This is a genomic window from Paenibacillus sp. AD87, from assembly GCF_001659845.1.
GTDB classification, from domain to species: domain Bacteria; phylum Bacillota; class Bacilli; order Paenibacillales; family Paenibacillaceae; genus Paenibacillus; species Paenibacillus marchantiae.
The window spans coordinates 370504-389278 of sequence record NZ_LXQN01000007.1 but is presented as its reverse complement, the minus strand read 5'-3'; the positions used below and the strand labels follow the sequence as shown (position 1 = coordinate 389278).

15 protein-coding genes are annotated in these 18775 nt (G+C 46.5%); 2 read left to right on the top strand and 13 right to left on the bottom strand.

Going from position 1 to position 18775, the window contains the following annotated elements:
• Nucleotides 1–61: 61 nt before the first annotated feature.
• Entirely contained in the window at nt 62–1747 is a 1686-nt protein-coding gene (gene ilvD / locus gpAD87_RS01870; RefSeq protein WP_064635868.1) for a dihydroxy-acid dehydratase, read from the top strand.
• A 107-nt stretch (nt 1748–1854) separates the two neighbouring features.
• Here the strand turns inward: ilvD and gpAD87_RS01865 are convergent, their stop codons facing one another.
• The gene (locus gpAD87_RS01865; RefSeq protein ID WP_064635867.1) at nt 1855–3255 is read right to left on the bottom strand and encodes a polysaccharide deacetylase family protein; all 1401 of its coding nucleotides are present in this window, start codon (nt 3253–3255) and stop codon (nt 1855–1857) included.
• A gap of 186 nt (nt 3256–3441) precedes the next feature.
• On the opposite strand from gpAD87_RS01865, the gene gpAD87_RS01860 reads away from it, so the two are divergent.
• Complete coding sequence (locus gpAD87_RS01860; RefSeq protein ID WP_064635866.1) at nt 3442–4638, top strand: AI-2E family transporter; 1197 nt, start codon at nt 3442–3444, stop codon at nt 4636–4638.
• Here the strand turns inward: gpAD87_RS01860 and gpAD87_RS01855 are convergent.
• From gpAD87_RS01855 to gpAD87_RS01800, 12 genes are all read right to left on the bottom strand, one after another.
• A complete protein-coding gene (locus tag gpAD87_RS01855) occupies nt 4617–6425 on the bottom strand; it encodes a peptidoglycan D,D-transpeptidase FtsI family protein (protein ID WP_064635865.1) in 1809 nt (602 codons plus the stop codon). The two genes, gpAD87_RS01860 and gpAD87_RS01855, sit on opposite strands and share 22 nt — an antisense overlap.
• Before the next feature lie 123 nt (nt 6426–6548).
• A complete protein-coding gene (locus gpAD87_RS01850; protein ID WP_064635864.1) occupies nt 6549–8831 on the bottom strand; it encodes a methyl-accepting chemotaxis protein in 2283 nt (760 codons plus the stop codon).
• Nucleotides 8832–9066: 235 nt separating this feature from the next.
• Complete coding sequence (locus gpAD87_RS01845; RefSeq protein WP_064635863.1) at nt 9067–10395, bottom strand: peptidase U32 family protein; 1329 nt, start codon at nt 10393–10395, stop codon at nt 9067–9069.
• Between the two features lie 17 nt (nt 10396–10412).
• Nucleotides 10413–11342 carry a peptidase U32 family protein gene (locus gpAD87_RS01840; protein ID WP_064635862.1) on the bottom strand — a complete coding sequence of 310 codons (930 nt, stop codon included), beginning with the start codon at nt 11340–11342 and terminating at the stop codon, nt 10413–10415.
• A 15-nt stretch (nt 11343–11357) separates the two neighbouring features.
• Nucleotides 11358–12398: an endolytic transglycosylase MltG gene (gene mltG, locus gpAD87_RS01835; protein ID WP_231952406.1), complete on the bottom strand. Its 1041-nt coding sequence runs from the start codon at nt 12396–12398 to the stop codon at nt 11358–11360.
• 79 nt (nt 12399–12477) lie between these two features.
• Nucleotides 12478–12792 (bottom strand): DUF1292 domain-containing protein, encoded by a 315-nt coding sequence (locus gpAD87_RS01830; protein ID WP_024633076.1) that lies wholly within the window; start codon nt 12790–12792, stop codon nt 12478–12480.
• Nucleotides 12793–13092, bottom strand: coding sequence for a DUF1292 domain-containing protein (locus tag gpAD87_RS01825; protein ID WP_024633075.1), 300 nt, complete (start codon nt 13090–13092; stop codon nt 12793–12795).
• Nucleotides 13093–13104: 12 nt separating this feature from the next.
• Nucleotides 13105–13521: a Holliday junction resolvase RuvX gene (gene ruvX / locus gpAD87_RS01820; RefSeq protein WP_063566850.1), complete on the bottom strand. Its 417-nt coding sequence runs from the start codon at nt 13519–13521 to the stop codon at nt 13105–13107.
• A gap of 125 nt (nt 13522–13646) precedes the next feature.
• Nucleotides 13647–13907, bottom strand: a complete 261-nt coding sequence (locus tag gpAD87_RS01815; RefSeq protein ID WP_024633073.1) for an IreB family regulatory phosphoprotein — start codon at nt 13905–13907, stop codon at nt 13647–13649.
• A 277-nt stretch (nt 13908–14184) separates the two neighbouring features.
• Nucleotides 14185–16815 (bottom strand): alanine--tRNA ligase, encoded by a 2631-nt coding sequence (gene alaS, locus gpAD87_RS01810; RefSeq protein WP_064635861.1) that lies wholly within the window; start codon nt 16813–16815, stop codon nt 14185–14187.
• 422 nt (nt 16816–17237) lie between these two features.
• On the bottom strand, nt 17238–18305 hold the full coding sequence (locus gpAD87_RS01805) for an AI-2E family transporter (protein ID WP_064635860.1): 1068 nt from the start codon (nt 18303–18305) through the stop codon (nt 17238–17240).
• Nucleotides 18306–18556: 251 nt separating this feature from the next.
• Entirely contained in the window at nt 18557–18766 is a 210-nt protein-coding gene (locus gpAD87_RS01800) for a hypothetical protein (protein ID WP_024633070.1), read from the bottom strand.
• Nucleotides 18767–18775: the final 9 nt, after the last annotated feature.

Sequence of the window (18775 nt, the reverse complement as noted above, 5' to 3'; positions counted from 1 at the left end):
CACTGCCATTTATATTTCCATTCATGTTGCTCAATATTATAAATTTGGGGGGAAATACACCATGTCAGCCAAGAAGATGCGTTCCGATATGATCAAAAAGGGTTTTGACCGTGCACCGCACCGCAGTTTGCTCCGTGCAGCGGGCGTTAAAGAAGAGGACTTTGGCAAACCATTTATTGCCGTATGTAACTCTTACATCGATATCGTGCCCGGCCACGTTCACCTGCAGGAATTCGGTAAAATTGTAAAGGAAGCTATTCGTGAAGCCGGTGGCGTTCCATTCGAATTCAACACCATCGGAGTTGACGACGGAATTGCCATGGGACACATTGGTATGCGTTACTCGCTGCCAAGCCGTGACATTATCGCGGATTCCGTGGAAACTGTTGTATCTGCACACTGGTTCGACGGCATGGTATGTATCCCGAACTGCGATAAAATTACACCCGGTATGATGATGGGTGCACTTCGCTGTAATATCCCTACCGTGTTTGTCAGCGGAGGTCCAATGATGGCAGGTCGTGACAGCAATGGTAAAGCTCTGTCCCTGACCTCCGTATTTGAAGGCGTAGGTGCTTATCAAGCTGGTAAAATCGATGATAAGAGCTTGCTTGAACTTGAACAGTTCGGCTGTCCAACATGCGGATCATGTTCCGGTATGTTCACTGCGAACTCCATGAACTGTCTGGCTGAAGCGATGGGACTGGCTATGCCAGGTAACGGAACCATCCTGGCTGTTGCTCCTGAGCGTCGTGAATTTGTTAAACAATCCGCTAAACAACTGATGGAACTTATCAAAATGGATCTGAAACCACGTGATATCGTTACTGTAGAAGCCATCGACAACGCTTTTGCACTGGATATGGCTATGGGTGGTTCCACGAATACGGTACTTCATACATTGGCACTGGCTCATGAAGCAGGCATCGAGTATCCAATCGAGCGAATCAATGAAGTTGCTAACCGCGTTCCTCACTTGGCAAAATTGGCACCTGCTTCCGATCTTCACATCGAAGACGTTCACAATGCGGGTGGCGTAAGTGCAGTTCTGAACGAATTGCTCAAGAAACCAGGTGCAATTCATGGCGACTGTATCACGGTAACAGGTAAAACGATCCGTGAGAACGTTGAAGGTCAGGAAATCCAAGATACAAATGTCATCCACCACCTGGATAACCCGCATTCCGAAAAAGGCGGCTTGGCTGTATTGTTTGGTAACCTTGCACCACAAGGCGCCATCATCAAGGTTGGTGCTGTTGACGCTTCGGTTGGTGGATATCACAAAGGTCCTGCTATATGCTTCGACTCCCAAGAACAAGCGCTCGAAGGTATTGCAAACGGCAAAGTAAAAGAAGGACATGTTGTCGTTATCCGTTATGAAGGACCAAAAGGCGGACCAGGAATGCCTGAGATGCTCGCTCCTACTTCCCAGATCGTAGGTATGGGCCTCGGTGCCAAAGTAGGTCTGATCACCGACGGACGCTTCTCTGGCGCATCCCGCGGAATCAGTATCGGACATATCTCTCCAGAAGCTGCTGAAGGCGGTCCAATCGCTTTTGTTGAAGAAGGAGACATTATTGAACTTGATCTGAACAACCGCATCATCGAATTGCATATCAGTGACGAAGAATTCGAACGTCGTCGCGCAGGTTGGAAAGGCTTTGAACCGAAAGTAAAAACCGGTTACCTCGCTCGTTATTCCAAACTGGTAACGAATGCAAGCAACGGTGGCGTACTGAGTATCTAATTCAAGTATGAGATATCCGGTGAATTTCTATATCGGAAACATAAATAAAGGGTTGCTCTTCAGCCGACTTCGGCGAAGGGCAACCCTTTTCTTTATTCATTTCGCAATCAGTTTCGTTCAGGTACAAGATCCTGTTCAGGAACCAACAATTCCTCAGAGGGCTGTTCCGCCGTTGCAGCTACCAATGCGTGCTGACCATATCGATCCAGCAACACGTCAAGCGGCATGGCAATCATTTTTGGAACCAATTGTTCGGATCGCTGCTTCAGACGTTTCGTTCCTGCCGGATGAATGACGCTCAGCAGAAGTTTCAGATACACTTTGGATGCAGAACTGAACGGCCCAGGAGCCAACTCCCGAACCGTAAACCCGAATTTCTCCGGTCCCCGGTTAATCATGCTCACACCGTATAGAGCCTTGGCTGAACGAAGTTCAGGTTCAAGTGCGACCTGCCGGGCCAAATCAGGAAGTTGCTGTTCCATGGCCCGAATCATGCGAATGGCCAGATGCATACTTGAGCGTGAAGTCATACCTAGATCGAAAAGCTTTTTATTATCAAAATGAAGTTCAATAACCGGATCTCCGTTACGAATCACATGACCGTCATTCATTTCAACCAATGCTCCATGATATACGCGGGAGCGGTAATGCAGCAATGGGTCCTCCGGTGACGCTGTATGCAGATGGTATACCCAATGAAACAACTTCTCCCACCCTAGCCACAAAGCAACAACCATCCGTTTCCAAGGTGATAAATGTGTTTGTGGTTGATTTGTACTTTTAGGTTCGCTCACCGTAACGCCTCCCATCAACGTATCGATGCGTACACTGTGCAACTGCTGCCTGTTTGCCTCCTGCAATACGACTTCGAGCGCCTGGAGCATCTGCTCCGGCGCGTGTGCATCAGCGCCGAGGGTAGTCCCTCGATCATGCAGCAACATGACCTCTCCGCCCCTTAGCTCCTTCAACATTCGTTCTGTCAATTTCTCAACGCCTACACTACTTCTCCAGTCCTCAAACATGGACGACCACAGAATAATCCGACGATCTTTTTTACTGAAAAAATCAAACAGATTCATAATCCCCCACGGTGGACGATAATAACAAGTTCTTACCCCCGTAACCTCCTGAATAATCTGACCTGTTCGTTGAATCTGATCTCGAACCGTACGCGGCCGCATCAACCAATTCGTTTTGTGAATATAATTATGAATTCCGAGAAGATGACCTTCCTCATGTATACGCTGAATGAGTTCGGGATGATGGGCTGCATGCTCCCCGACTACAAAAAACGTTGCCTTTGCCCCATACTGGTGTAGTAAATCAAGCAATCTGGGTGTGTATTCCGGGTCCGGCCCATCATCAAAGGTTAAGGAAAACTCCGTCTCACTTCTCCCGCGCCTGAACACACGAAAACCGAAAAATCTGCTAACTAAACTCGGAATAAAGGCGTAAAACGATGAAATGTACAATAACCACAGTAATATGCTCTGAAGTAAATTTGTCATGCTACAAACTCCCCGCTTCTCTTGCTGAATTACCGTGCCATAATATAGCACTAACCAAAATAAACCGCCTTTAATTTTATCATAATTCAGCCTTTTCTTGAATCCTCTTTTCCCAAAAAGATAGCTATCGTGTACAATAAATGCATCCTAATTTTTACCTTAATGACCAACAAAGGAGCCCTGCCCATGCTGCCGCTTTACAAAAAATATGGGCGCACCGTCTTTGACATTGCGCTGCTCGTATTAACCGTGTACTTTATCATGTACGGATTCAGTCGATTATATCAATTGGCTGCGCCAGTTTTTCTTTCATTTATAGTGTATTGGATGATCGAACCCCTGGCAAGATTTCTGCACCGCAAAGGATTGCCCAAAACCTTGGGCGCCGCTATTTCGGTTTTGTTGTTTCTTGCTGTTATTGTTGCTGCCTTTTTTGGATTGGGATTAATTATCGTATCCCAAATTTCTAATTTGCAGGATAATTTTCCTTATTATATCGAGATGGTCCAGCGTGAATTCACCAATCTGGTTTATTTTATTCAGGACAAGTCCGATGCTTTACCTGACGGAATAACCGAGAAGGTTAGTGACTATTTTGCTACACTGACCGGATTCCTGTCCAAATGGGTGACCAGCGGTGCACAAATCGTCATCGGTTTTCTCAGTTCATTTTCTTCCTTTATTACTAATTTCGGGATTGCCATTATTCTCGCGTTCTTTCTCAGTATCGAGATTGAATCCTGGCGGAAATTTGCCCGGGCCAAAACACCAAAAACGTTGAAGCTGGCTCTTGAATTTATGCGTAATCATGTGTTCAAGACGATCCGTTCGTATTTGAAGGCCCAAATGATTATGATGCTGATTACTTTTGTATTGATTTATGCAGGCTTGTTGATTCTTGGAACTGCCAATGCCTTCACCATCGCAGCCATCTGCGCCGTTTTTGACCTTGTGCCTTTGCTGGGTGTTCCAGTTATATTCATTCCGTGGATTGTGTATCTGTTCATTGTGGGGAATAGCAGCCTTGCGATTGGCTTAATTGTAGTCCTTGCTGTAACCATGCTGACACGCCAACTGCTGGAGCCCAAAATATCGGGTAATTCAATCGGAGTCTCTTCCGCATACTTGATGCTTTCTTTTATGCTGATCTCGCTCTCCGTCTTTGGCCTGGCCGGTGTGGTATTGTCTCCGGTGCTGCTGATTCTGCTCAAAGAACTACTGCAACAAGGATATCTCCAGCAATGGATTCACTTGCCGAAGGATGAATTCGAATCCTCCCCATTAGTGATGGACACACCGGGTAGCACCACCTCTGGTATGAATGCTGAGCCTTCGGTGCAAGAACCTGCTCCTCCCGGTAATCATGAGGATTCAGCCAAATAGTCCATCACTTTTCTGAACATCGCCGTTGCTTGATGACGGCTGCTTGGAGCAACGTTTTGGACAAGGACAGCTACAGCATATTTGGGTTGTTCCGTAGGTCCATACCCGATAAACCATTGATGGTTACGTTTCTCTCCATGCTGCTGTACCTGTGCTGTGCCTGACTTCCCTGCCACCTGCCACCGTGCATGTTGCAGGGATTTTCCCGTTCCGTCACTGACAACCTTCTTCATCCAAGATAACAGCTGATGCGCCGTAGCTGGAGAGATCCGTCCTGCCGAAGATGGTGAATCATGCATCGGCATATCCAGCATCGTATCGCCATCGGCATATCGGATACGCTGAACAAGGCGTGGAGCACTCACCTTGCCATCATGCAAGAGCGTAACGATCAGATTAGCCGCTTGTAATGGAGTCACCAGAACGTCCCGCTGACCGATAGCCGTCTGTACCTTGGCTCCTTCATCCTGAGGAGAGACGGATGGCAGTCTCACTCTTCCTGCGTCCTCATGATCAAAATGATGCAGTACCGTCATTCCTGCGATTTGCTTTCCCTCCCAGCCAACTGGACGTGCCAATCCCAAAGCATCTGCCGTACGTTCCAACTGCTCCATACTGAGCCGACGAGCAGTTTCAGCAAATACAATATTGCAGGACTCGGCAAACCCTTGCTCCAGATTCAATGTCCCATGCCCATGCTCCTTCCAGCAGGACAGACCATATTTCCCCCACTCGCCACCACAATGGAAAGTCTCCCCTTTGGATACTGCGTGATATTCCAGCGCGGCCGCTGCTGTAACGATTTTGAATATGGAACCCGATACAGCCCCCTGCACGGCACGATTCGACCAAGCCGTTTGTTTAGGGTCTACATGTTGCGGATTATAGAACGGTGCCGAAACCATTGCACGCACGTCTGCATTGGCTGCATCCAGCACAACGATAGCCCCTTCCTTCATTCCGGACTTCTTCACAATCTGCTCTATCCCTTGCTGCACATCGATATTGATCGTCGTCTCCGCACGCAATGGGTAGTGTGTATTTGATGGTGCAATCACACGCGGCTGTAATTCTGGAATAACCTCTCCTGAACCTGTAACCATACGTGTTAACAGGGTCGGCCCAATGCCCATCAATAAAGGTTCCATTGTTCTTTCCAACCCAGCTGCTCCAGATTTCATGGCAAAAGGCTGCTTCACCTCATTCTTATGACGCGACTGTGCGTTCGGGAATCCAGGCTGTTCAGCAAGATAACCCAACCATTGCATACCCGTAGTGGCTTGTCCATAACGTGTCATGAGAGGATATACACTTGCGCCGTCTGCCTTCAATATACGTAGTCGGGCAACCTGGGATTCGGTCAACGTAATCGGCTGGTTGGCACCTGCTGTCCAGAAATGGGGTGCGTTCCCTTGATTCCATTCCTTTTGTAACGACTTCGTATCGGTATGTAATAGAGCTGCCAATTCCTTAACTTCCGAATTTGCCATTGTAGATGGATATGAATGACTTGTTTGATCTGGATGCGGAAAAAGGACCAATCCCCATTCCAGCTTGCCTGTTAGGGGTTGCCCCTTATAATCAGTAAACTGTCCTCGTCCCGTATCCAGTACAACCCCTCGTTCTCGCTGCAATACGGACATCTCACGAACAGTACGTTGAAATCCAGGCATCGTGCGGTTGATTTGAATGCCCTGAATCCAAACCAAACGAATCATAAGCAAAGCGAATAAACCCGTAAGAAGAATACATGCAATATAAATGCGCCGTTTCAGTTGTACATGCATCAGGCCACTCCGTTCAGCGTTTTGGCATAGTATTCTACATTCAGAATGGAATTATCCGGTAACAACAAGAAAACCTGTCCCTTATTAGGTACAGGCTTCTCAAATGAAGCAAACAGGTTCGAATTATACTGTAAAGCGAGACAATGTATCTTTCAATTCTGTCGACACATTCTCCAGTTTTGCAGACAAATTCACCAGTTGGTTACTGATATTTTGTTGTTCACTGCTCAAGGAGGCAACTTCCTGGGACGTTGCAGAAGATTGTTCAGCTACAGCGCTGACATTACTCATCGCTTCGGATAACGTCCCTTGAGATTGATTCAAATCTCCGATTGAACCGGTGACCATGCTCAGACTCTCAACAAAAGCACCCATTTGTTGCTGTACTGAAGCAAATATTACATTGGTATCTCTCACGGCATCCATCTGTTCCTTGAATAACGGATAAGCTGCAGACAATTGATCCACCGTCTCATTCATTTCGGTCATAATCTTGTCGGTAATGTCGCCAACCATATCAATGGATTGTCTGGATTGTTCAGCCAACTGGCGAACCTCATTCGCTACCACCATGAATCCGCGTCCAGCTGTACCGGCACGAGCGGCTTCAATTGTTGCATTCAAGGAGAGAATGTTCGTTTGTTTAGTAATATTCTGCATTACGTCAAGCACCTTCAGAACGGAAGACGTGCTCTCTTTCAAGGAATCCACCTTGTTTACCAACGCACCAATCATTTCTTCTGTCTTCTGCGTTTTGGTCATCAACTGATTCAGATGCTGTGTACCTGTCTCACTGGACTTCTCTACATGACGAGCTGAATCACCCATTTGTTCATTTGCAGCGACCACACTCTCCATCTGACGGGAGATATTGTCGGTCAATTCATTTCCACGCTCCGCTTCTGTTGCCAGACTACTTGCTCCACCTGCAATTTCTTCAGTGGCTACGGCAATCTCGGAAGCGGAGACTGCTGTTTTCTTGGATGCACTGCTCAGCTCAGAAGCCGTGTCGAGCACTTCTTGCGCAGAACGGTTGGTTTGTTCGACCAAATTCGTGATCTGTTCCATCATGAGATTGAATGCCGCTGATAATTGACCAATCTCATCCTTGGAGGTAAATGGTGTACGCACTTTAAGATTACCTTTTGCTCCTTCTTGCATCAGATCTTTCAATTTGCCCATTGGACGGGCAATTATGCGAACCATCCAAATACCGATCAGTATGGCAATAGCGGCAACTACGAGTGCCACCCACAAAGTCAGTGTCAGAATGCCTTTGGCATCTTTCACCAGCATAGAAGTTGGGACCATTCCGATCAATTTCCAAGCGGATGAATCCATAGTACTATACACTGCCAGCATATCGGTCGAATTTCCATCCACGGTATACTCTGTATTGGTGCTACCGGATTTGTCTGTTAGCTCCTTAACAAAGGTCAAATCCGTATCTTTCCCTGTACGATCAGAAATTGTTGAAGCTACAACCTTGTTGTCCGGAGCAATGAGCTGGAGGACTGCGCCTTCACCCAAATCAAGCGATTTCAATTGCTGCTCCAGAACCTCCAATTTCAATTCAATGATTAACACATAGGACTGGGTTGTCCCTTGCAGGTTCTTCATTGAACGGGCAATTCGGAACGTTGGTGTGGCGCCGTCCTCTTTGACTTCCGTTGGAAGCCAGCGATATCCGCCTGCTTGGACCAACTCGCTGTACCAGCTCTCTTTACGGATGTCGCCCATGGAAGAACTGTTGTTGCCTGTGCCCATGGTAGACTTTGTTTCGTCTGTCGGCACAAGATAAATCGCTTCCATAGATTTATTCGTAAATGCAATGTTCGACAATTGTTTGTTGATCGAACTTGAATTTATAAACGTATCGTACGCCGTTAAATTCGTATCAGACATCTTCTGAAGCAATGACTGCATTTCTGGATCAAAGAAAATTTGTGTGGATGTATCTACAAACCGCTCCAAAATAATGTCCATTTTTTGCTTGGTCTGTTCAATCGTTTCCTGGTTTGATCGAGAAGCATTTTTTTCAATCGTATCCTTGGCTTTAGCGTAGGATAATAGACCTAAACCGACTACAAAAAACATAATTGCTACAAAAAAGATCAAAAACAGTTTAACACCTACCGATTTAATCGGATTGACCTTCTTCATTTGCTCTAACGCTGTTCCCCCAACATTTTTCCAGTTTTGCTTCTTCAACTGGTTTTTGGTCTTGTTCCACCCTGACCTCAGATTACCTGAGTCTAATTTAAAAGCCTTTCTGCTTGAAGTATCCCCTGTCTTACTTTTCACTACTTTTTCTTTCTTTACTTTCTGAACCTTCTCGGGCTTAACCTTCTCGGGTATTTTCAACTCTTCCCCACTGTCCTTCTGCTTCTTTTGAACCAATCCCATTCACCTGCCAGTAATTTACTTGTTGGATTTTTCTTTCTCTCCCCTATAAATATGTAGTATTCGACAGCTTTCTCCTTTCCCCTTTCGTTTTTTCGAAATTTATTACAACTTTTTTCCTATTTTTCTATAAAAAAAAGACCCCCATATACCGATATACGGAAGTCAAATTTGTAAATTTTATAACACTATATTGTTAAAACATAATATTATTTTGTTGAAAACTAGGCATTTGAACCTACTTCTTTTTTCTCATCATATCAAAGTAGGAAACAGGTTGATCCACCTTCATTTTTACACGCTGTAACGGGTGACGAGCTGCATCGAGCACATTGCCTTCTTCATCCTGCAATTCCCCAACCACTTGTTTGAAAAAGTGGCCTCCCGGACCGAAAAATTCGATTTCCTGTCCAGGTTTGAAATGATTGCGCTGTTGAATGGTCGCCATTCCTGTAGCCGCATCATAGTCCATAACCAATCCAGCAAAGTCGAAAGGTACCGCTTTTTCTTCCGGTTCATAGATGTGATCCTCATGATCCGGTGTATCATAGAAAAATCCGGTATTCAGTGGACGATTCGCTGCCTTGTTCATTTCCTCTACCCACTCAGGCTTCAATACATAGTTCTCCGGGTCAGCCATATAAGAATCAATAGCTTGACGATATACGTTAACCACGGTAGCCACGTAGTGAATCGACTTCATGCGTCCTTCGATTTTGAAACTATCCACACCAACATCAATCAGCTCAGGAATATGCCCAATCATGCACAGATCCTTCGAACCCATGGAAAAAGAATTGTCCTGCTCCTGAAATAGGGGTAGCTGGTTCTCTCCCAATTTGAATGGTGCAGGTGCCTGCAGTTGCATTTCTTCTTCGCTGACCCACACGGTATCTTCCCGGGCATCTTCAAAGAGATCATACTTCCAGCGGCAGGATTGGCAGCAGCCACCCCGGTTGGAGTCCCGATCCGTAAAATGGTTGGACAACACACAACGTCCGGAATATGACGAGCACATCGCTCCATGAATAAAGGCTTCGATCTCGATATCCACATTGGCCTTGATTTCTTCAATTTCTTCAAAGCTTGTCTCACGTCCGAGAACGACGCGTGGAAGACCTTCATCTTTCCAGAACTTCACAGCTTGCCAGTTCAGAGTGGATTGTTGTGTACTCAAATGCACTTCCAGACCCGGTACGGCACGCTGAGCCACTTCAATAATTGCTGGATCTGCTACGATAATAGCTGCAATTCCTGCATCATACAAGTTTTGCAAATACGCTTGAATGCCTTCGATATCTTCATTATGCGCATAAATATTGGTTGCCACGAAAACCTTAGCTCCATATTTTTTGGCAAATTCCACACCTTCACGCATTTCTTCAAAGCTAAAGTTATCCGCGTTGGAACGCAATCCGTATGCCTGTCCACCGATATACACAGCATCCGCACCATAATGGATTGCAAATTTAAGTTTTTCCAGATTGCCCGCCGGAGCAAGCAACTCCGGTTTGTCCAGACGGTTACGTTTACCCGAGAACTTCCGCTGTACCGCCACTGTTTCCATGTTGTTCACCTCGTCTATTAATACACCTGTTCTTTATAGAAAAATCCAAATGACAATTCCCGTTCAGGGTCCTGCAACTGACGAACCTCGTCCAGCCATTCTTCACAAAATGCATAAGCATCGGCATCAGCTGCATAACTGTCCAGAGCTATACGGTATGCACGTACAACAGCTTCGTTATACGCAAGCGATTTTAACATGCCTTCGATTTTGAAGCTGTGTACCCCGGCCTCCATCAACAGATGAAGATCTTCGAGAATACAAATATCCTCCGAACTCATGATGTGAGTTCCGTTGAGATCTTCATAGATCGGGAACTTCTCATCCCGGCGTTCAGCCTCGATCAGAAATAAACCACGCTCTTTACCCAAATGCCCCTCTACAGGACGCCCCTGATGGGACATATAACTTTGCACCAGACTCCGTTTGGAATGATAAATGTTCGTCATGCCATGCACCTGAACCTGAGCTTCCACCTTCAGAAATGGAACCATCTCTGTAAGCTCGTCCATATTCAGCTCCCGAGCAAGCACGACACGACTCGCTCCTTTGGTTCCCCAGTAGTTGGCTGTTGCATAGTTGGTCGATGTCATCTCAGCGTTCCAGTGCAGCTGGATATGCGGAGCATGCTCCTTAATAGCGGCGAGCACAGATGGATCGTTGAACTCCACCCCATGAACACCGATTTTACCCAGTGCTTGAACATATTCAGGTAATTCCTTTAGCAGCTCGTTGGACATCAGATTGTTCATGGACACGTATACACGAGCCTGATGTTTCGCTGCAACGGCAACGACCTCTGCTGTTTCTTCCACACTGAAGCTGCCGGGAAGACGCATGCCGAAGCGATCGTCCCCAATTAACAAAGCATCTGCTCCTGCTTGGAGCAGCACCTCTGCCTCTTTCACATTTGCCGCCGTAACGAGCAGTTCATGTTTCGTACTCATATACATCCCCTCCGCTTATTGCGCAGCCTTACTTTTGGCTATATTTTGCTGATGTTCCTTATACGTTTTGGCAAACAGATGTCCAGACGAGCCATCCTTTTTCGTCACATAGAACAGATACTCCGAAGCTTCCGGATTTAGCGCTGCCTCAATGGACGGAAGACTTGGACTGGCAATTGGACCTGGTGGCAGCCCTTTGTTCAGATACGTATTATAGGGACTCTGTACCTTCAGATCCTTGAAAAGCAGTCTGGCCTTCGGCTTATCCAGTAAATACTGTACTGTCGCGTCGATCTCCAGTTTCATATCCTGCTTGATCCGATTATAGATCACACCTGCCACAAGCGCGCGTTCCTGATCCACTACGACTTCTCTCTCGACGAGCGATGCGATCGTTAACACTTCATGCAAAGACAGATTTCTCTCCTTGAGTTTGAATGCCAAATCAGGGATAGAATCAACCTTGGTCTGGAATTCCTCAAGCATTCGCTGCATGACCTCTTGAGTAGAACTTCCCTCTTTGAGCTCATACGTCTCCGGGAACAGATATCCCTCCAGCACATATCGCAGTTCTTCATCCACTGGAATGTCCTTGATGATGTCGATATCAAAAGCAGATGGATCATTCGCAAGTTTGATAAATTCCTCACGATCCACAATTCCCTCAGCAGATAGTTTGTCTGCCATTTGTAATACAGTATATCCCTCAGGAATAGTAAACTTGACCATGGATTCAGGCACAACTTCACCGTTACTCAACTTAGTAATAATCTCATCGTATGACACGCCTGGATTTAAGGAATATGTACCTGCCATAAAATTCGATCCTTGTTTCTTCCATTTCAGGTATCCCTTAAAGGCTAAACCACTTCGAATCAGACCTTCCTGCTCCAACTGGTCGGCAATTTTGGAAGTTCCTGACCCGCTCTTGATCTCGAAAACGATCGGTTCTGTGGATGCTTGTACGGGACGCATCATGCTCCAGACATATACACCTGCACCTCCGGCAACAACCACGATGATAAGCAGAAAGACTAAAATCGCTTTTCCTTTCAAAAAAGACACAACTCCTTTACACAACCAAAAAGAGCGGACTTCTCCGCCCTTCCGGTTTCTTCAATTTGAAGCTGATCAATCAATCTTCGTCAATGGGGAGTGTACACTCATCATACAGTTCAGAGATGTTCTCCCACTCATCATCATCGTCAATCGTAACTAATTCCGGCATGATCTGGCCTTCACTTCCCGGTAAAACCCGCAGAAGTTCAACTTCGTCATAAGGACGTAATGAACTGCGGAGCACCGCATACTGTTGGCCCTTCACTTCAAACTCAGCCAGCAGGTCATACGGATGCGATTTACCGTTCTCTTCTTCCAGCTCAACGTGAGCACCAAAAGCCAGACGCAGCGAATCTGTCCATTTCAAGTCTTCGCGGCTGTATTCTGTCATTTAGTTCGCTTCCTCTTCATCTTCTGCAAGAAATGTATTAAACGTCTCCTCGACGATATCCCATTCGGCATCATCTTGGATGACGAAAAGTTTAATATCGTCGCCCTCTTCTTCATAACGGAATGCATAAACATCCGTCTCTCCATCTTCGGGTTCAACCGGAGCAACCATCATGTACTTGGCCTCCGAACCGTCCACTTCGAATTTCATGATGACTTCGAATTCCTCTTCATTACCCTCGTCATCCGCAATGTAAATAATCTCCGATTCTTCTTCCATACCCAGTTGATCTTCAGCCATTGTTGATCCCCCTCACCTTTTACTATTGGCATCCAAATAATTTTGCAAAATCAAGCTTGCGGCCATTTTGTCCACAACCTGCTTGCGTTTTTTGCGACTGACATCCGCTTCAAGCAACGTTCGTTCTGCTGCCATGGTTGTCAGCCGTTCATCCCAAAGGTGAACAGGTAAATTCAGTTCGCCCCGCAGGCGGTCGGCAAAAGCGATGCATATTTCACCACGCGGCCCTACGGTGCCGTTCATGTTTTTGGGAAGTCCGACTACGATCTCGCCAATCTCATGCTCACGCACAAGTTCAGCAATCCGAACGAACTCACCTTCATCCCGGCGGCGTTCAAGTACTTCCAATCCCTGGGCAGTCCAACCGAAGGCGTCACTAGCGGCAACTCCGATTCTTCGGTCCCCATAGTCCAAACCTAATATTTTCATCCATGCTCTCCCATCCTCAAGCCTGCTTAGGTCGATTAATAATCGCCTTCTCAAGCTTCAGGCTGTCTTCTGTCGGTTCATTTCCCGCTGCCTGCATAGCTGCATCACAGCGGAAGCGGTGTACATTACCGGTGATTGGCCAGATAAGAACGAACAAGCTCTTCAATCAGCTCATCGCGCTCTTTTTTACGGACCAGACTGCGTGCATTGTTGTGACGAGGGATGTATGCGGGGTCTCCGGAAATCAGATACCCGACAATCTGGTTAATAGGATTATACTCCTTATCCACCAGTGCATCATATACCGTGAGAAGAATCTCTTTGGAGGATGCTTCCTGCTCGTCGGCTTTCACATTAAATTTAACCGTCTTATCCATGGAGTCCATTGATGACACCTCGCTCCTGCATGAACATGGGGACCATGTCCTGCCGAATTGATTTCTGCTTATATAATAACATATTCTGACTGCCACAAGTAAACAAAGGATAAGCCAATTGTGTTTTTTGCTTGTCCTTTACTGGCTTCAGCATATTGCATCATTCGATTCCACTCGCTCTCGGGTACAAAAGTTGGACGGGAAGAAGCATCCCGATCCAACCACCGTATAAACGAACAGAACCGTTCGAACTATAGTTTTGGCGTTTGAAAGCCACTTGTTCGCTTTATGCAATATGCCCGCTAACTAGCGAAACAGCCAGTTTCAACGCTTCATCCAGCTTACTTGCATCCTTGCCTCCGGCTTGCGCCATATCAGGACGTCCGCCACCTCCGCCGCCGCATACTGCCGCAACTTCTTTGACGATTTTACCTGCATGCAGCCCTTGTTTTACTTGTTCAGCAGGGACAGCTACAACGAAATTCACTTTGCCATCAGCTGGAGCACCCAGTACGAGTACTGCATCAGGCAGTTTTACTTTTAATTCATCAGCCACTGTACGCAGTGCATCCATATTCGGAGCATCGACACGAGCTGCAAGCAATTGTGTGTTTCCTGCTTGTACCACTTGATCTGTTAATGCGCCTGCTTCCATGGCACTCAGTTTGCTTTGCAGTGATTCAGTCTCTCTGGCAGCTTCTTTCAATTGCTGATTCAGTCCTTCAATGCGTTTAGGCACATCCGCCACATTTGCTTTGAGCAGGGTTGCGGATTGTTTGAGCAATTCAAGCTGACTTTCTACATACAGATACGCGCCACGGCCAGTCACAGCTTCGATCCGACGTACGCCGGAGCCGATTCCGCTCTCGCTCACCAGCTTGAAGATACCGATCTCTGATGTATTATTTACGTGACAGCCGCCACAAAGTTCCAAACTATAATCTCCGACTTGTACCACACGTACGATATCGCCGTATTTTTCACCGAACAATGCCATTGCGCCCATTTCTTTGGCTTCATCAATAGCTTTCAGTTCTATGTTTACGTTCAGACGATTCCAGATCTGCTCGTTCACCTGACGCTCGATCTCTGTTAATTCTTCCGGTGTAATGCTGCCGAAGTGCGAGAAGTCAAAGCGCAGACGCTGAGGCTCTACAAGTGATCCTGCCTGATTGACATGCGTTCCGAGCACATCTTTGAGCGCTTTGTGCAGCAAATGGGTTGCGGTATGGTTTTTGATAATATCGCCGCGTTTGGACGCATCCACTTCAGCTTTAATCACATCACCCACACGCAGTTCACCGGACTCTACAGTCACCAGATGTACGTGTTGTCCCAGCGGAGCTTTGAACAGACCTTGCACTTTCGCCGTTACACTGGCTCCGCGCAGCAAGCCCTGGTCACTCACTTGTCCGCCACTTTCCGCATAGAACGGAGTCTTGTCAAGGATGACTTGACATGTCTGTCCTTCGCTTACGGAGTCTACCAGTGCGTCACCAGCAACGATGGCTACCACTTTTGCTTCCGTCAACAGGTCATTATAACCAACAAACTCGCTTTTAACCTCAAGATCAGCAAGTGGTCCGCCTTGAACCTTCATGCTCTCGTTTTCCTGACGTCCTGCACGACCAAGCTCACGCTGCTTCTGCATGGAAGCATCAAAACCTTCACGATCTACCGTCAGACCATGCTCTGCTGCATAATCTTCTGTCAGGTCAAACGGGAAACCGTACGTATCATACAGTTTGAACGCTTCAGGCCCGCTAATAACCGTACGTCCTTCTGACTTGGCTGTGCCGCTGATATCAGCCAGAATAGCCAGACCATCTGTGAGTGTTTCGTGGAAACGCTCTTCCTCGGTTTTGATCACTTTAGCGATAAACTCCTGTTTGTCCACGACTTCCGGGTAGTACATCCCCATCACTTCACCAACAGTCGTTGTCAGTTCATACAGGAATGGACGGTCCAGTCCCAGTACTTTTCCGTAACGTACGGCACGGCGGAGCAAACGGCGAATGACATATCCGCGTCCTTCATTACTTGGCAGAACGCCATCACCTACAGCAAAGGCAACGGTCCGAATGTGGTCGGCAATGACTTTCAGTGCAACGTCAATTTCTACGCTGTCATTATATTTCACACCGGCAAGAGCCGCTGTTCTTTGAATCATCGGTTGGAACAGATCTGTGTCAAAGTTGGAATCCACATTTTGCAGAATGGATGCAAAACGCTCCAAACCTGCACCTGTATCAATATTTTTGTTCGGAAGCGGTGTGTAGCTACCGTCCTTGTTGTGATTGAACTGGGAGAATACCAGGTTCCATACTTCCAGGTAACGTTCATTTTCCCCACCTGGATACATCTCGGGATCATTCATATCGTTGCCATAAGCTTCGCCGCGATCATAGAAAATTTCGGTACATGGTCCACAAGGGCCTTCGCCGATATCCCAGAAGTTTTCATCCAGTTTGATGATACGCTCAGCAGGCAAGCCTACTTTTTCGTTCCACAGTTTGAAGGCCTCTTCGTCTTCAGGGTATACCGTTACGGAGAGACGTTCCGGATCAAAACCGATCCATTCTTTGCTTGTGAGAAATTCCCATGCCCAAGTAATCGTCTCTTCCTTGAAATAGTCTCCGATGGAGAAGTTACCGAGCATTTCGAAGAACGTATGGTGACGGCGAGTTTTACCGACATTTTCAATATCGTTTGTACGAATACATTTTTGGGAGTTGGCGAGACGTGGGTTCTCCGGTTTCTCCCGACCGTCAAAATACGGTTTCAACGGTGCCATACCCGCATTGATCCACAGAAGGGATGGATCATTATGAGGTACAAGCGATGAGCTTGGCTCGATTTTGTGACCTTTACTTGCAAAAAACTCTATCCATTTGGACCGGATTTCACTGGCTTTCATACGGAGTGCCCCCAATTAATTATAATAGTCCGGTGCATATTCGCTCCGGGTTGTTAAACAAGTAAAAATAAACACAAAAAACGCCCCTGATAGTCAGGGACGATTGTAATCGCGGTACCACCCTGGTTATTGCTGTTCATCCGCAGATGAAACAAACAATCTCCTCGTTGATGCGAAATAACGGTCGCTCCCGGCAGGGTTGTCCTGCACTCCGAAATTAGCTTTCCGCCGTTTCAACTTTCAAGACTCTTCCAGCCATCGGGCTCAGATTACATCTGATCCGAAGAAGTCTATTCTCTGAGGAAAGGAACCTCGGCGTACTTCATTTCATCATCGATTTCTTGTTCTAAACATACCCCTCCATTATATCGATATGCCTATATGGTGTCAACGCACCCTTTAGGACCAGACTGTTGCTACGATTAGTCCGTTCTTCGTTTGATGTAATAGGCAAAAAAGTGCTGCACAATGACTTTCAGAACAGCAAAGACAGGTACCGCCAGAATGAGGCCTACTATGCCCGCCAGTTCGCCTCCCACAAGGAGCGCGAAGATAATCGACAACGGATGCAAATGCAAAGTCCGCCCTACCACTTGAGGGGAGATGACGTTGCTCTCCAGCACCTGGCATAGTGTGTTCACAATGATAACGAAGAGCACCATTTTGAACGATACCGTAGACGCCATCACCACTGCAGGAGCAGCTCCAAGAAACGGCCCCAAATAAGGCACGATGTTAAATACAGCGACAATGCTCGCGAGCAGCAGTGCATAAGGCATATCAATGACCATGTAACCGATGTAGGCAAAGATGCCCACAATCACACAGACGATAAATTGTCCGCGAATATAGTTTCCCAAGGCCGTATCAATCTCTTTCATAACCGACACAATGGACTTGCGCCGTGAGCGGGGCAGGTACGCCACAATCGTACGCTCGAACACCTCAAAATCTTTTAACATATAGAAAATGAGAAATGGCACGATAAACACGTTGAACAACACATTAATGGTTGTCCCGATATTATCCATCAGCTTCGTAATCCCCTGTGTCAGCCGATCCTCCATCTGGAAAAACCAGCTGTTCATACCCGTGCGCACACTTGGCGGCATTAATTTGTGATCCATATTGTTCATCAGACTCTGAGCACGCATTGACAGTTCAGGCATATGCTCGTTCAGTTCCTCCAACTGTTCAATCAACACTGGAATCACATTCATCAAGATGACCCCGATACAGGTGAGGAAAAAAGCATAGATTAACAGCACGGCAATGGTTCGAGGGACTTTGCGCCCTCCCAGCATGCTTACAATCGGATTGAGAACATAGGATATGATGAGGGCCACGATAAATGGTGCCAGCACTGTTTTCAAAAATCCATATATATGAAGCAGTAATGGCCGCAGCAGCCATATAAAATATAGAATAATCAATCCGAGTAGCAGCCAGATGGCATAACGGAACAGCTTGTTTTTGGTTAATTGTTCCACTTGCATCTCTCCCTTTTGGACTGGCTCTGAAAGTCAGTATATGTAAGGAAGGGAATATTTATTAACACACAAAAAAAGCGCCCCCTTCATATTGAAGGAGACGCATCTTGTGATCCGGGGTAGCATATATTCATACAAGTTCCCTTGAACCACTATGTAACCGCAGCTATATACATCTGTCATCGTTTCATGACAGCATTCAATGACAGTCTTTGTCATGAAACCGCATATAGAAGAAGTTATGCTTCTTATTAAGAAGAAGCATGAAGATGAGGGAAGTCTTGCGGCAGCTCTTCCCCGAAGAACAGATCATCGAGGGAGCTGAGCGTGCCATCTTCTTCCACTTGGTATACGGACATTTTCTCACCGTTCACTGTTAATTCGATAAAGCATCCCCAGCAATAAAACTGGTGGGAACCGATTTTCCCAATATCTTTGGAACTACAGTTTGGACATTTCATATTCATTCA

What these genes read in the sequence shown, in the direction of transcription:
- ilvD (WP_064635868.1), top strand. Translation starts at nt 62, where the DNA reads ATGTCAGCCAAGAAGATGCGTTCCGATATGATCAAAAAGGGTTTTGAC.
- gpAD87_RS01865 (WP_064635867.1), bottom strand. Translation starts at nt 3,255, where the DNA reads ATGACAAATTTACTTCAGAGCATATTACTGTGGTTATTGTACATTTCA.
- gpAD87_RS01860 (WP_064635866.1), top strand. Translation starts at nt 3,442, where the DNA reads ATGCTGCCGCTTTACAAAAAATATGGGCGCACCGTCTTTGACATTGCG.
- gpAD87_RS01855 (WP_064635865.1), bottom strand. Translation starts at nt 6,425, where the DNA reads ATGCATGTACAACTGAAACGGCGCATTTATATTGCATGTATTCTTCTT.
- gpAD87_RS01850 (WP_064635864.1), bottom strand. Translation starts at nt 8,831, where the DNA reads ATGGGATTGGTTCAAAAGAAGCAGAAGGACAGTGGGGAAGAGTTGAAA.
- gpAD87_RS01845 (WP_064635863.1), bottom strand. Translation starts at nt 10,395, where the DNA reads ATGGAAACAGTGGCGGTACAGCGGAAGTTCTCGGGTAAACGTAACCGT.
- gpAD87_RS01840 (WP_064635862.1), bottom strand. Translation starts at nt 11,342, where the DNA reads ATGAGTACGAAACATGAACTGCTCGTTACGGCGGCAAATGTGAAAGAG.
- gpAD87_RS01830 (WP_024633076.1), bottom strand. Translation starts at nt 12,792, where the DNA reads ATGACAGAATACAGCCGCGAAGACTTGAAATGGACAGATTCGCTGCGT.
- gpAD87_RS01825 (WP_024633075.1), bottom strand. Translation starts at nt 13,092, where the DNA reads ATGGCTGAAGATCAACTGGGTATGGAAGAAGAATCGGAGATTATTTAC.
- ruvX (WP_063566850.1), bottom strand. Translation starts at nt 13,521, where the DNA reads ATGAAAATATTAGGTTTGGACTATGGGGACCGAAGAATCGGAGTTGCC.
- gpAD87_RS01815 (WP_024633073.1), bottom strand. Translation starts at nt 13,907, where the DNA reads ATGGACTCCATGGATAAGACGGTTAAATTTAATGTGAAAGCCGACGAG.
- alaS (WP_064635861.1), bottom strand. Translation starts at nt 16,815, where the DNA reads ATGAAAGCCAGTGAAATCCGGTCCAAATGGATAGAGTTTTTTGCAAGT.
- gpAD87_RS01800 (WP_024633070.1), bottom strand. Translation starts at nt 18,766, where the DNA reads ATGAAATGTCCAAACTGTAGTTCCAAAGATATTGGGAAAATCGGTTCC.